9 protein-coding genes and 1 tRNA gene are annotated in these 13,486 nt (G+C 68.3%); 4 read left to right on the top strand and 6 right to left on the bottom strand.

Annotated elements, in window-relative coordinates; translation table 11 throughout:
* Positions 1 to 43: 43 nt before the first annotated feature.
* From E3O42_RS03110 to E3O42_RS03095, 4 genes are all read right to left on the bottom strand, one after another.
* Positions 44 to 117 (bottom strand) — tRNA-Pro (locus tag E3O42_RS03110).
* A 127-nt stretch (positions 118 to 244) separates the two neighbouring features.
* Positions 245 to 2,773 (bottom strand): transglycosylase domain-containing protein, encoded by a 2,529-nt coding sequence (locus E3O42_RS03105; protein ID WP_134452459.1) that lies wholly within the window; start codon positions 2,771 to 2,773, stop codon positions 245 to 247.
* 65 nt (positions 2,774 to 2,838) lie between these two features.
* On the bottom strand, positions 2,839 to 3,807 hold the full coding sequence (locus tag E3O42_RS03100; RefSeq protein WP_420897850.1) for a metallophosphoesterase: 969 nt from the start codon (positions 3,805 to 3,807) through the stop codon (positions 2,839 to 2,841).
* Complete coding sequence (locus E3O42_RS03095) at positions 3,804 to 6,284, bottom strand: transglycosylase domain-containing protein (protein WP_241984595.1); 2,481 nt, start codon at positions 6,282 to 6,284, stop codon at positions 3,804 to 3,806. The genes E3O42_RS03100 and E3O42_RS03095 overlap by 4 nt, the downstream gene beginning before the upstream one ends.
* Positions 6,285 to 6,395: 111 nt before the next feature.
* On the opposite strand from E3O42_RS03095, the gene E3O42_RS17895 reads away from it, so the two are divergent.
* Both E3O42_RS17895 and E3O42_RS03090 read left to right on the top strand, forming a co-directional pair.
* On the top strand, positions 6,396 to 6,563 hold the full coding sequence (locus E3O42_RS17895; protein WP_166787877.1) for a Sp36 family protein: 168 nt from the start codon (positions 6,396 to 6,398) through the stop codon (positions 6,561 to 6,563).
* A 2-nt stretch (positions 6,564 to 6,565) separates the two neighbouring features.
* Positions 6,566 to 7,036, top strand: coding sequence for a RidA family protein (locus E3O42_RS03090; RefSeq protein ID WP_134452457.1), 471 nt, complete (start codon positions 6,566 to 6,568; stop codon positions 7,034 to 7,036).
* 94 nt (positions 7,037 to 7,130) lie between these two features.
* Here the strand turns inward: E3O42_RS03090 and E3O42_RS03085 are convergent, their stop codons facing one another.
* Together E3O42_RS03085 and acs are read right to left on the bottom strand one after the other, a co-directional pair.
* Entirely contained in the window at positions 7,131 to 8,354 is a 1,224-nt protein-coding gene (locus tag E3O42_RS03085; RefSeq protein ID WP_134452456.1) for an acyltransferase family protein, read from the bottom strand.
* A 126-nt stretch (positions 8,355 to 8,480) separates the two neighbouring features.
* Positions 8,481 to 10,442, bottom strand: a complete 1,962-nt coding sequence (acs, locus tag E3O42_RS03080; protein WP_134452455.1) for an acetate--CoA ligase — start codon at positions 10,440 to 10,442, stop codon at positions 8,481 to 8,483.
* 697 nt (positions 10,443 to 11,139) lie between these two features.
* Here acs and E3O42_RS03075 point away from each other — a divergent pair.
* Both E3O42_RS03075 and E3O42_RS03070 read left to right on the top strand, forming a co-directional pair.
* Positions 11,140 to 12,276 carry a TadA family conjugal transfer-associated ATPase gene (locus tag E3O42_RS03075; protein ID WP_134452454.1) on the top strand — a complete coding sequence of 379 codons (1,137 nt, stop codon included), beginning with the start codon at positions 11,140 to 11,142 and terminating at the stop codon, positions 12,274 to 12,276.
* A complete protein-coding gene (locus E3O42_RS03070) occupies positions 12,273 to 13,280 on the top strand; it encodes a type II secretion system F family protein (protein ID WP_134452453.1) in 1,008 nt (335 codons plus the stop codon). Before E3O42_RS03075 ends, E3O42_RS03070 begins: the two co-directional genes overlap by 4 nt.
* The last annotated feature ends 206 nt before the right edge of the window (positions 13,281 to 13,486 follow it).

Raw genomic sequence — 13,486 nt, 5'->3', positions numbered from 1 at the left:
GACAGAAAAACCCCCACTCGACATGAGTGGGGGTTTATTTCTGTCGGGGTAACAGGATTTGAACCTGCGACCTCGTCGTCCCGAACGACGCGCGCTACCAAGCTGCGCCATACCCCGATGGTCCTGTGGACCTCGACAAGTATAACCCCATCGGGTCCCCGGGTTTCGACCAGCGGCCGTCGCTGATCGAACGTCGACAGGCTGAGCCTGTCGTGAAGTCGGTTCGACCGGCGACGGGTGGCGACTAGGGGGCCTTGCCGACGACCACGATCACCGTTCCGCCCGGGACGGCCGGACTGCCAGCGACGGGGTTCATCACGGTGACCTTGCCGACCTGGTTCGGGTCGGCCACGGTCTCTTCCAGCGTTTGCACGCCGAAGCCGCTCAGGGCGGCCCGTGCCTGGGCCAGGGTTTGCCCCACCACATTCGGCAGCAGCACCTGGGAGCCGTTGCTCGAGTACACGGTGACGAGGGCGCCGGTGCTGGTGCTGTTCCCGCTGGCGGGCTCGCTACGCGCCACCGTGCCGGCGGGCAGCTCGGAGTCGGTTATGCCGCCGTCGAGGAAGCCGAAGCCGGCGCCCTCGAGGGTGAGGCGAGCGTCGTCCACGCTCTTCCCACGAACGTCGGGCACGGTGGCCTGCGCGCCACGGACGAGATTATTGGCGGCCTGGTCGAAGTCGTCCCCGCCGTACTTGGCGTTGGCCACACCCATGATCTCCGGCCACATGCGGTGCCGGGCGGTTGCCGCCTGGCCGCTGTCGAAGTACACCTTGCGCTGGTTCGTGTCGAAGCCGGTCACACTCACCACACCCACGACCGTGGCGATCTCGGTGCTCGCCCCGCTCATCCAGGTGTCCTTGCTGCCGTCGGTGGTTCCGGTCTTGCCGATCATCGGGGAGTGCGGGTACGTGTTGTCGTCCGACTGGGTTGCGGACCCCTGAGTCATGACCCGTTCCATGGCGTAGGCCATGCCGGCGGCCACGGCGGGCTCCACCGACTCGGTGCAGGTGGACACCGGCGGGGGAATCTCGGCGCCGTCAGCGCCCAGTATCCGGTCGATCACGATGGGGGAGCAGGTGGTGCCCTTGTTGGCGATGCCGGCGAAGGCCACGGCCATGCTCAGCGGCGCGATCTCGTTGGTGCCCAGCACCGAGGAGGCGCCTTTCTGCAGGGGGTCGCCATCCGCCCGGTGGACGCCGAAGCTCTCGGCGGTGTCTTTGATCCTGCACAGGTCCAGGCGCTTGGCCATGCCGAGAAACCCGGTGTTGATCGAGTCGATCGTCGATTCGAGTGCCGTGTAGTTGCGGCCGGACTCGTTGGAGTCGTTCCGCGGGTTGTAGCCGGGGAAGCTCTGGGGGCCGTCGCAGTAGTCCTGGAAGGTTCCCCAGTTGGCCTTGCGTGCGGAGTCGACCCGTTCGCCGAGCGGGTGGCCTTCCTTGAGCCACTCGGCCAGCGTGAAGACCTTGTAGGTGGAGCCGGGCTGGAAGCCGAGGGAGCCGCCCTGGCTGAAATCGGTGTTGTAGTTGATGCCGGTGTACTCCGGGCCGGGCGCGACCTCCAGCTGGGTGTACTTCTTGTTCTGCGCCATGGTGAGGACCCGGCCGGTGCCCACCTGCACGCTGGTGGCCACGGCTCCCACGTCCCAGCCGTCGAAGGTCATCGGCACGTTCTCGGCAATGGTCGTCTCGGACGCCAGCTGCAGGTCGAGGTCGAGGGTGGTGTAAATCTGGTACCCGCCGCGACGGAAGTTCGTCATGCGGGTGTCTTCGTCTGCGCCGAAGGTGGGGTCGGTCTTGAGTACCTGGGTGACGTAGTCGCAGAAATAGGCGGCACCGCCGGCGGTCTGGCAGCCGGTGCTCGGTTCCTGAATGGCCGGTTCGATCGGGCTGGCGACGGCGGCGTCGTAGTCGGCCTGGGTGATCTTGGCGTACTTGAGCATTTCCCGCAGGATGTAGTCGCGGCGATCCTTGTTGGCGGCGTAACCGTTGGCGGCGCCGTTGGTTTCGCTCTCGGGCTCATCGAGGCGGAACTTCGACGGGTTGTTCACGATCGCGATGAGGCTGGCGGACTGCGGCAGCGTGAGGGTGCCGGCGGAGGCGCTGTAGTAGTACTCGGCCGCGGCCTGGATGCCGTAGACGGTGCCGCCGAAGCCAGTGATGTTGAGGTAGCCCTGCAGGATCTCGTCCTTGGAGTATTCCTTCTCCACCCCGATGGCCAACCGCATTTCCTTGAGCTTGCGCTCGGCCGTGGTCTTGGTGGCTTCCTCGAAGCACGCGTCCAGGGCCTCCTCGTCGGAGAGCACCTCACACTTCTGCACGAGCACGTTCTTGACGTACTGCTGGGTCACGGATGACCCGCCCGAGACGTCGCCGGGGCCGAAGGTCGACAGTGCCCCGCGAATCGTGCCCTGCAGGTCGACGCCACCATGCTCGTAGAACCGGGGGTCCTCGCCGGCGACGACGGCGTCACGCACGAACTGGCTGGTGGCCTGCAGCGGCACTTCCACCCGGTTCTGGTCATAGAACGAGGCGAGCTCGTAGGGCTGGCCGTCGTTCTGCACGGCGTAGATGGTGCTCACTTGCGACAGCTGGTCGATGGCCAGGTAGTTCGGCAGGTTCTCGAAGGTGTTGATTGTCGTGCGCGTGGCGACCCCGGCGATAGCCAGCGCCGGCGTGAACGCCACGGCCACCAACATGCCGGCGATGGCACTCATGGCAATGAAACCGAGAAACCCGCCGAGCGCGCCTCCGAAAGTACGTTTGTAATCCCCCATAAACGGCAGCCTAGGGGATGAACCGGGGGCTTCGTCCTGCGGGGCTTCCCCCGAAGGGGTCGCGGCTACGCGGCGGTGAGGGTGAGCAGGGTCGCCTCGGGCGGGCAGGCGAAGCGCACCGGGGCGTAGATCGAGGTGCCCAGGCCCGCGGAAACATTGAGGTACGCGGTGCGCAGCCCCACACTCCACAGGCTGAGGCCCTTCACCTGGCGGCGGGGAATATCACAATTGGTTACCAGTGCGCCGAACTTCGGCACGCACACCTGGCCGCCGTGCGTGTGCCCGGCCAGGATCAGCTGGGCGCCGTGGTTGATGAAGGAGTTGAGCACACGCTGGTACGGCGCGTGCACGACGCCAACGGTCAGCGTCGACCGCCGGCCGGCCGGTTCTTCGGGGTCCGGCCAGGTCTCCTCGGTGAGCGGGTCGTTGCCACGCATCTCGTCGATGGCGCCGGTGATCAGGTCGAGCCGGTCGCGGCGGATGTGCGGGTCGTCGACCCCGAAGATCTCCAGGTGGGTGCCGTTGATGTCCAGCGCCTCCGCGGCGTTGTTCAGGTCGGTCCAGCCGAGCTCGGCAAACACCCGGTGCAGGTCAGCGGTGTCGAGCTCGACAGGCCGGGCGCGGAGGCTGGACGGGCCGCCGAAGTACTTGAGCGGGTTCTTCGGCTGTGGGCCGAAGAAGTCGTTGGACCCGTTCACGAAGATTCCCGGGATGCCCTTGAAGGGTTCGAGGGCGTACTCCACGCCCGCGATGCCGTCTTCATGACCAAGGTTGTCGCCGGTGTTCACGACCAGGTCGGGATTCAGAGCCGCGAGGCCGCGCACCCAGTCCTGCTTATCGCGCTGCCACGGGGCCATGTGCAGGTCGGAGAGGTGCAGCACCGTGATCGGGTCAGACCCGGGCGCGAGCACCTGAACGGTCACCTCGCGCAGGGTGAACCGGCGGCGTTCCACCAGGGAACCCCAGGCCATCGCGGCCAGCCCGGCCGTGGTCACGGCAGCGGCCGAGGCGACGATGGCGCGTGCGGCGCTCAACCTGCCGCTCCCATCTTGCCCACGACGAGCGTGACGGCGCTGCCCTGGGTGGCCGCGGTTCCGGCAGTCGGGGTCATCGCGATCACCTTGTTGTTCTGGGCGGGGTCGGTGACGGCCTGGTCGGTCGTCGTCACGGTGAAGCCGCTGAGCGTGCCCCTGGCCTGCTCGACGCTCTGGCCCGTCACATCGGGCAGCAGGATCTGGCTGCCGTTGCTGGAGTACACCGTGACCGTGGCGCCGTTGCTGGCCGATGCACCGGTGCCCGGGTCGGTGCGGGCCACGGTGCCGGCGGGCAGCTCGGAGTCGGTCACCCCGCCGTCGACGACCTCGAATCCGGCGCCCTCTAGCGCGGCCTGGGCATCCGCCATCGACTGCCCGCGCACGTCGGGCACGGGCACCTGGGCGCCCTGGATGACGTTGGTGGAGGCCTCGGAGAACTCGTCTCCGCCGTACTTGGCGTTGGCGACGCTCATGATCTCCGGCCACATGCGGTGCCGGGCGGTGGCCGCGGAGCCGCTCTCGAAGGCGAAGTCGCGGTTGCGCTGGTTGGCCTCACCGGAGACGGTCACGACACCAACGACGGTGGCTACCTTGCTGCTCGCGCCGGTCATCCAGGTGTCCTTGGCGCCGTCGGTGGTACCGGTCTTGCCGATCATCGGCACCTTCGGATAGGTGGAGTCGTAGGACTGGGTTGCGGAGCCCTCGGTGAGCACCCGCTTCATGGCGTACGCCATGCCGGCGGCCACGGACGGTTCGACCGACTCTTTGCAGTTGGAGGCGGGCGGTGCGATCTCGGTGTCATCCGGGCCCACGATGCGGTCGATGACCACGGCGGAGCAGGTGGTGCCCTTGTTGGCGATGCCGGCGAAGGCCACGGCCATGGTCAGCGGAGCGATCTCGTTGGTGCCGAGCACCGAGGAGGCGCCCTTCTCGAGCTCGTCGCCATCCGCCCGGTGCACCCCGAAGGATTCAGCGGTGTCGCGGATCTTGCAGAGGTCAAGCTTCTTGGCCATGCCGATGAAGCCGGTGTTGATCGAGTCAATGGTCGACTGGAGAGCGGTGTAGTTGGTGCCGGGCTCGTTCGCGTCGTTCTTCGGGTTGTAGCCGGGGTAGCTCTGCGGGCCGTCGCAGTAGTCCTGGAAGGTGCCCCAGTCAGACTTGCGGGCCGAGTCGACGCGTTCGTTGAGCGCGTGTCCCTCTTTCAGCCATTCGGCGAGGGTGAAGACCTTATAGGTTGAGCCGGGCTGGAAGCCGCCGGAGCCGCCCTGGTCGTAGTCGGTGTTGTAGTTGATGCCCGAGTACTGGGCCCCGGTGGCCTGCACCTCGGGGTCCTGGCTGTAGGTCTTGTTCTGCGCCATCGCGAGCACCCGGCCGGTGCCCACCTGCACGCTGGTGGCCACGGCGCCCACATCCCAGTCGTCGACCTGCGGCACGTTCTCGGCCAGGGTGGCCTCGGACGCCATCTGCAGGTCCATGTCCAGGGTGGTGTAGATGTCGTAGCCGCCGCGACGGAAGTTCGTCATGCGGGTGTCTTCGTCTTCGCCGAAGGTCGGGTCGCTCTTGAGCACGTGGGTGACGTAGTCACAGAAGTAGGCGCTGCCGCCGGCGGTCTGGCATCCGGTGCTCGGCTCGGTGATGGCGGGCTCGATCGGGGCGGCGAGAGCCGCGTCGTAGTCCTCCTGCGTGACCTTCTTGTACTGGAGCATCTCGCCGAGGATGTAATCGCGGCGTTCCTTGTTGGCGGCGTATCCGTTCGCTGCGCCATTTGCTTCGCTGTCGGGCTTGTCGAGGCGGAACTTCTCCGGGTTGTTCACGATCGCGATCAGGCTGGCCGACTGCGACAGGGTGAGGTTTGCCGCGGTGGTGTTGAAGTAGTAGCCGGCGGCCGCTTCGATGCCGTACACGCTGCCACCGAAGAGGGTGATGTTGAGGTAGCCCTGCAGGATCTCGAGCTTGCTGTATTCCTTCTCTACGCCGATGGCCAGCCGCATCTCCTTGAGTTTGCGCTCGGGGGAGGTCTCGGTGGCCTCGTCGTAGCAGGCGTCCAGCTTCTTCTGTTCGGTGAGAACCTCGCACTTCTGCACGAGAACGTTCTTGACGTACTGCTGGGTGATGGATGACCCGCCCTGGGTGCCGCCGCCGGTGACGGTGGAGAGGGCGCCGCGAATGGTGCCCTGCAGGTCCACGCCGCCGTGCAACTCGAAGCGGGGGTCCTCACCGGCCACCGCGGCATCCTGCACGTACTGGCTCATGCTCTCGACCGGAACCTCGACGCGGTTCTGGTCATAGAACGAGGCCAGCGCGAACGGCGCGCCGTCTGCCACGACGTAGATCGTGCTCTTCTGCGACAGCTGGTCGACGGTGAGGTAGTTGGGCAGGCTCTCGAACACATTGATCGTGTTGGTGGCCGTCATGCCCGATACGGCGAGGGCGGGGGTGACGGCGACGGTGACGAGGACACCGGCTACGGCGCTCATTCCAATAAAACCCAGGAGGCCGCCGAGCGCTCCACTAACCGTACGATTTTTGGCAGACATACAATTGAGCGTAAGGGACGAAACCTGAAAAACTGCCTGAATCGGAGCCGCATGACTGCCTGGGAATACCTCACCACCCCGCTGATGATCCACAACACAGCCGCCATCCTCAACAACTGGGGGTCGGAAGGCTGGGAACTTGTGCAGGTCGTCACCGGCCCGGAAGGCGGACTCGTCGCCTATCTCAAGCGTCCCGTCGCCGGCGCGACCGGAGCCTGATCGTGTCGCAGATCGAGGCCCGACTGGCCGAACTGGGTATTGAGCTGCCGTCGGTGGTACCGCCGGTGGCGTCGTACGTTCCCGCCGTCGTGAGTGGATCGCTGGTGTACACCTCCGGCCAGCTGCCGATGGTGGCCGGCGTGATGCCCGCCACGGGCAAGGTGGGAGTCGGCGAGGGCCTGGTGCCGGCCGCCGACGCTCAGGGCTACGCCCGGCAGTGTGCGCTCAACGCGCTCGCCGCCATCCAGAGCGTGATCGGCTCGCTTGACCGCATCACCCAGGTGGTCAAGGTCACCGGGTTCGTCGCCTCCGCCCCCGACTTCACCGGCCAGCCCGGCGTGGTCAACGGCGCCTCCGATGTGCTCGGCGAGATCTTCGGCACCATCGGCGTGCACGCCCGCTCCGCTGTGGGCGTGGCCGCACTGCCGCTGGACTCGCCCGTCGAGGTGGAGCTGATCGTCTCCTTCGCGTAGTTTCACGTTGGTCGGCCCGGCCGACACCTCGCGAACTGTGAGTTAAGCACCTTCCCAGAGCCCGGGGAGGTGCTTTTCTCACAGCTCGCGGGCGTTACGCCGCGGATGCCCGGGCCGAGAATTTGGCACCGGCCCGGCCCGCCAGCGTCTGAGCGGGCAGCTCCACCCAGCGGTACATCAGCTGGGCGAGCAGCAGGCTCAGCGGCACCGAAAACAGCGCGCCCCACCACCAGCGCTCCGGCCCGAACAGCTGGCCGAAGGTGACCACGATGGGGAAGTGCACGAGATACAGGCTGAAGCTGATGGTGCCGAGCCAGGCCAGCAGGCGCCCATTGAGCATCCGTTGCACCGGCGGCCACAGCGCCACGGTCGCCACGATGAGCACCGCGCCGGGCACCCGCAGCGCCAGGGCGACGGTGTTCCACGGCTCGGTGAGCGCCGGTCGCAGCAGCCAGAAGGTGATGAGCAGCACCGGCCCGAGTACGGCGATCGCTGCCCACGCCAGCGTGCCGCCGCGGCGCCTGGCCAGTCGGGTCGACCGGGCGAGGAGCGCTCCGTGATTGGCCGCGAGCAGGGCGCCCAGGCCGAACGCGGGCAGGTACATCAGTGGTTCGATCGCGAGCAGGTACCCCGCGGTGGACGTGGCCAGCAGCAGCGCCACCCAGGCCAGGGTCCACCGGCGGGTGGCCAACGCGAAGATCACGCCGATCGGCAGCAGCAGGGAGAACCACATCTCCCAGGCCAGCGACCAGAGCGGCGGATTGACGTCGGGGCGGCCGGTGAAGCCCAGAATGCTGGCCTCGCGCAGCAGGTTGCCGATGCCGAGGTCGGGGCTGCCCTGTTTCGCCATCCAGGCGCCGCCCGCGCCGGTGCGCGGAACGGCCAGTATCCACGCGGCGGCCAGGCCCACCGAGACGATCACGGGGATCGCCAGCCGGATGATGCGGCGCGGGTAATAGGCCAGCCAGTTGTAGCCGGGGGTCGGTGTGGCAGCATCCGCGACGGGCCTTGTCTCGGCGGCGAGGTCCGGGGCGGGCCGCCGGGTCCACGGCCAGCGCCGCAACGGGGTGAGCACGAGCACGAATCCGCTGAGCACGAAGAACACCAGCACGAACTCCGGGCCCGCGAAGAGGATCTTCAGCGGCGACAGGGTGACCCACCAGCCGGTGGAGAATACGGCCACGCCGGCGCTCGACGAGTACGCAGCCGAAATCGACGGCGCGGTCATCGACACGTGGTGCACGAGCACAATCACGGCAGCGACCCCGCGCAGGGCGTCGAGCCCGCCCATCCGGCGTCCGGAGTCATCTCGAGACATTCCGCCTACCGTAAGCGGCCTTCGTGAACGTTTCCTCCACACACCGCGCCCAAACCAACGCGAGCCGTGAGCTAAGCCCCGTCCCGGGCCTCGGGAGGGTGCTTTGCTCACGGCTCGCGAGGGGGTCTAGCGCATGCTCTCCGAGATGGTCTGCATGATCGAGGTGTCGGCGAGGGTGGTGGTGTCGCCGATCTCGCGGCCCTCGGCCACATCGCGCAGCAGCCGCCGCATGATTTTGCCCGAGCGGGTCTTGGGCAGCTCGTTCACGATGTGGATCTCCCGCGGCCGGGCGATCGCCCCGATCTGAAGTGTCACATGGGCGCGCAGCACGGCGCTGATGTCGGCGTGCGAGGCCACATCCGTCTGGCTGTACTTGATAATCACGAACGCCACCACCGCCTGGCCGGTGGTCTCGTCGTGCGCTCCCACCACCGCGGACTCGGCCACCATGGGGTGCGCCACCAGCGACGACTCGATCTCGGCGGTGGACAGCCGGTGCCCGGAGACGTTCATCACATCGTCCACCCGGCCGAGCAGCCAGATGTCGCCGTCGCGGTCGAGCCGGGCGCCGTCGCCGGCGAAGTACAGCGGACCGTTCGGGGCATCCGGGAACTTCTCCCAGTAGGTCTCGATGAAGCGCTCCGGGTCGCCCCAGATGCCGCGCAGCATCGACGGCCACGGTTCGGTGACCACGAGCAGGCCGCCGTTGCCGTGCCCCACATGCTCACCGTCTTCACCGAGCACGTCGATGGAGATGCCAGGGATGGCGACCTGCGCCGCGCCGGGCTTGGTCTCGGTGAGGCCGGGCAGGGCGGAAATCATGATCGCGCCGGTCTCGGTCTGCCACCAGGTGTCCACGACCGGGGTGACGTGGTTGCCGATCACCTCGCGGTACCACATCCACGCTTCCGGGTTGATCGGCTCACCCACAGAGCCGAGCAGGCGCAGGCTGGTCAGGTCGAACTTTTGCGGCTCCTGCCGGCCGATCTTCATGAACGTGCGGATGGCGGTGGGCGCGGTGTACAGGATGCTCACCTTGTGCTTCTCGATGATCTCCCACCACCGGCCGGGGTGAGGGGTGTCGGGGGTGCCCTCGTAGAGCACCTGGGTGGCGCCGTTGGCCAGCGGTCCGTAGACCACGTAGCTGTGGCCGGTGATCCAGCCCACATCGGCGGTGCACCAGAACACGTCGGTCTCGGGCTTGAGGTCGAAGACGTTCTTGTGCGTGAAGGCCACCTGGGTGAGGTAACCGCCGCTGGTGTGCAGGATGCCCTTGGGCTTACCGGTGGTGCCGGAGGTGTACAGGATGAACAGCGGGTTTTCGGCCGGGAACGGCTGCGCCTCGTGCTCGCCGGCGACCGCGGCGAGTTCCTCGTGCCACCATTTGTCGCGTTCGTTCCACTCCACGTCGCCGCCGGTGCGGTTCACCACGAGCACGGTGTGCACCGAGGAGTCGCCGCTGGCCAGGGCCGCGTCGACCGCGGGCTTGAGCGGGGTGGCCCGGCCCTTGCGGTAGCCGCCGTCGGAGGTGATCACGACCACCGCTTCGGCGTCGTCGATGCGGGACCGCAGGCTCTCGGCGCTGAAGCCGCCGAAGATCACTGAGTGCACTGCGCCGATGCGGGCCACGGCGAGCATCGCCACGACGGCCTCGGGGATCATCGGCAGGTAGATGGCCACCCGGTCGCCGGTGCGCACGCCGAGCCCGATGAGCACGTTCGCGGCACGTTTGACCTCCTCGGTGAGCTGCGCGTAGGTGATGGACCGGGTGTCGCCCGGCTCGCCCTCCCAATGCAACGCCACCCGGTCGCCGTTGCCGGCGAGCACGTGCCGGTCGAGGCAGTTGTACGCCACGTTGAGCTCGCCGTCGTCGAACCATTTGGCGAACGGCGGATTGCTCCAGTCGAGGGTGCGGGTGAACGGTTTGTGCCAGTGCAGGAGGTCGCGGGCCTGCTCGGCCCAGAAACCAAGCCGATCTGCTGCGGCATCCGTGTAGAGCGCCTCGCTGGCCACCGACGTCGCGGCAAACTCCGGAGACGGCGGGAATCGGCGGGATTCGTGGAGAAGATGGTCGATTTGCACGCTCATGATGGTTCGCTCCTTTGCGAGTTCAGGCGGTGTCAGGGCGCCGCGGCGGACCCGTCCCTGAACCCTACACGGCGGATACGACGCTTTCGAGGACAAATTCGCCCGGAAGAATGACCGATTTTCTGCTCGGGATACATTCGAAAAACCGCTCTCACGGGCACTTATCTTCATGTCCTCATTTAGGGGGACCTGGGGGACTTGCGAATCTGATTTTCCCAAGTATGCTTATCCATGTCTGAACGAAAGTTTTGACCTGTGGTGCGTTGGTTCCCCCCAATCAATGCACTGCCGAGGCGGCACCTGTTCCCCCCAATAGGTGCCGCCCCCCTCTTTTAACAGCACGTTCTGTGCCTCTCAACGGCGCACCCGTGTTTTCCCCGCCCGGCTTGCGCGCCCCCGCGCGAACCGCGCACCCTGCGTGACCCGCTGTACCGCAATATCGCTGTATCGGCCCCCTCCAGGCAGAACTGTTGCCCGGCCGGACAATTGCACCCCGCACACCGGGCGCAGAAGTCCGTCCGGGCAACAGTTGTCTCCGCGCCCGTGTCGTTCCACCCCGTCGGTCGAGCGTGTGGAGACCCGGTGACGTGCACGCGTGTCGCGGACCGCCACTCCTCCACAGCCCCGTTGGCGGCGACCACCGCACACCCCCGGATGCCGCGACCTTCCGCGTTCGCCCGGCCGCTAGTGTGCTCGCATGCCAGAGCCCTTCGTTGCGGTGCCCTCCTTCCTCAAGCGGTCCAGCACCCTCACCCTCAGCGCCGGCCCGAATCCCTCAAGGGCCGGAGGAGACTCTCCACACCCCACCAATGCAGCCCCGTTGGCCGGCGCAGGGACCGATCCAGCCGACGACCGCGACCGCCACCACGACGCCGCCCCGCCGTCCCCCTCTCGCACCGACCTCTCCGTGCTCGGCCCGCTCACCCGATTCGCCCGCGACCCGGCCGTCACCGACCTCTTCGTGAACGGGGAGGCCGGACTCTGGCTCGACGCCGGCCGAGGCCTGGTGCCCGCGCCGGAATGGCACAGCGACGAGCGCGGCATTCGTGACCTGGCGATCCGGCTGATCGCCCTCGGCGGCCGGCACATCGACGAAGCCAGTCCCTGCGTCGATGTGCGTCTGGCCGACGGCATCCGGGTGCACGCCGTGTTGCCACCGGTATCGAGTACCGGCACGCTGCTGTCGATCCGATTGCCGCGAGCCGAGCGGCTCAGCCTCGACGCCCTAGCCGCCGGCGGCCTGTTCGGCCACGGTGAGGACGCGGCCGCCCAACTCGGCAGGCTGCGCGCGGCGGTGCTCGATCGGGAAAACCTGCTCGTCACCGGCGCCGCCGGCAGCGGCAAGACCACCCTGCTCGCCGCGCTGCTGGGCGAGGCCCCCGCGGCCGAGCGCATCGTGGCCATCGAGGACGTCGCCGAGCTGCGCATCGACCACCCGCACGTCGTGGCTCTGGAATCCCGCCAGGCCAACCTCGAGGGTGCCGGCCGTATCGGCCTGGACAGCCTGCTGCGCGAGGCGCTGCGGATGCGCCCGGACCGGCTGGTGCTCGGTGAGTGCCGGGGCGTCGAGATCCGGGAGCTCCTGGCCGCCCTGAACACCGGCCATGACGGCGGCGCCGGCACCCTGCACGCCAACTCCCTGGCCGATGTGCCCGCCAGGCTCGAGGCCCTCGGCGCGCTCGCCGGCATGAGCCCGGCGGCTGTCGCCCGGCAAACCGTGAGCGCCATCGGGCTGGTGCTGCACCTGGAGCGCCGAGGTGGCCGGCGGCGCCTGGCGCAGGTGGGCCGCTTCACCCTCGACGCCACCGAGCGCCTCGCAACGGTGCCCGCATGAGCCGCCGCCCGGCCGCGCCACCGCCGATCGACGAGGTGGCTCGCATCGCGGAACGGCTGGCCGTGCTGCTTTCGGCGGGGGTGTCGCCGGTGTCGGCCTGGGACTATCTGGTGCCGCCCGCAGCCGAGGCCGAGCCGCAGCGCCGCCGCAGGCCGGGCCGAGCCGGCACGACGGTCAGTGACCCGGGCCACCGGGAGCTACTGACGGCGGCCGCGCGGGCCGCGCACTCCGGCGACAGCGTGGCCGACGCAATCGCCGCGGCCGCTCCCCGCACCGGGCAGCTCGGCGACGCCTGGCGCGCGCTCGCCGTAGCCTGGGATGTCGCCACCCAGGCCGGGGCACCGCTGTCCGGATGCCTGCGCGACCTGGCCGCCGCCTTCCGTGACCTCGGCCAGCTGCAGCGCGACCTGACCGTGGCCCTGACCGGGCCGCGGGCCACCGCGCGGATGGTGATGGTGCTGCCGCTGGTGGCCCTGCTTTTCGGAGCGCTGCTGGGCTTCGACACCCTGCATACGTTGCTGTTCACCGGCCCAGGACTCGCTTGCCTCGCCGCGGGCTCCCTGCTGATGCTGGCAGCGGCCCGCTGGAACCGGCGCCTGGTCTCGGCCGCCCTGGTGCAGGGCGCCGCTCCCGGACTCGAACTCGACCTCACCTCCATCGGCATGGCCGGTGGAGGCTCGCTCGACCGGGCCCGCGACACGGCCCGCCGCAGCGCCGAACGGTTCGGCCTGCGCTCGCCGGGGTCGGCGTCCACGCCAGCGGACGCTGTCATCGATCGGGTGCTCGACCTGTCGGCGCGGGCCGGTGTCCCGGCCGGGGAACTGCTGCGCAGCGAGGCCGACCAGGCCCGCCGGGATGCCCGCAGTGCCGGCCATCAACGCGCCGAGACCCTCGCCGTGGCCCTGATGATCCCCCTCGGCGTCTGCGTGCTGCCGGCCTTCATGCTTGTCGGAGTCGCGCCGCTGCTGCTCAGCGTGCTCTCCTCCACACTCAGTTCCTTTTAGGAGTTGTGCACAGCTGCGCAAACGCGGGTCAGGCCGGGTGGGGACGGCGGGAGGCTGAACGTGCTCGTGCCACCCGCACCGCGTCCCGGACGCGAAAAGGAGACCCCTCATGCTCAGCATCCACAAGCCGTCGGCCGCCCCCGCGGAAGCCAGCAACGCCCCTGAGTCCGCCACCGACACGGTCGTGGACTCGGCCGGCGGTGCCC

It is taken from the genome of Cryobacterium adonitolivorans, assembly GCF_004402695.1.
Taxonomy (GTDB): domain Bacteria; phylum Actinomycetota; class Actinomycetes; order Actinomycetales; family Microbacteriaceae; genus Cryobacterium; species Cryobacterium adonitolivorans.
This window is presented reverse-complemented; position numbering and strand designations above follow the sequence as displayed.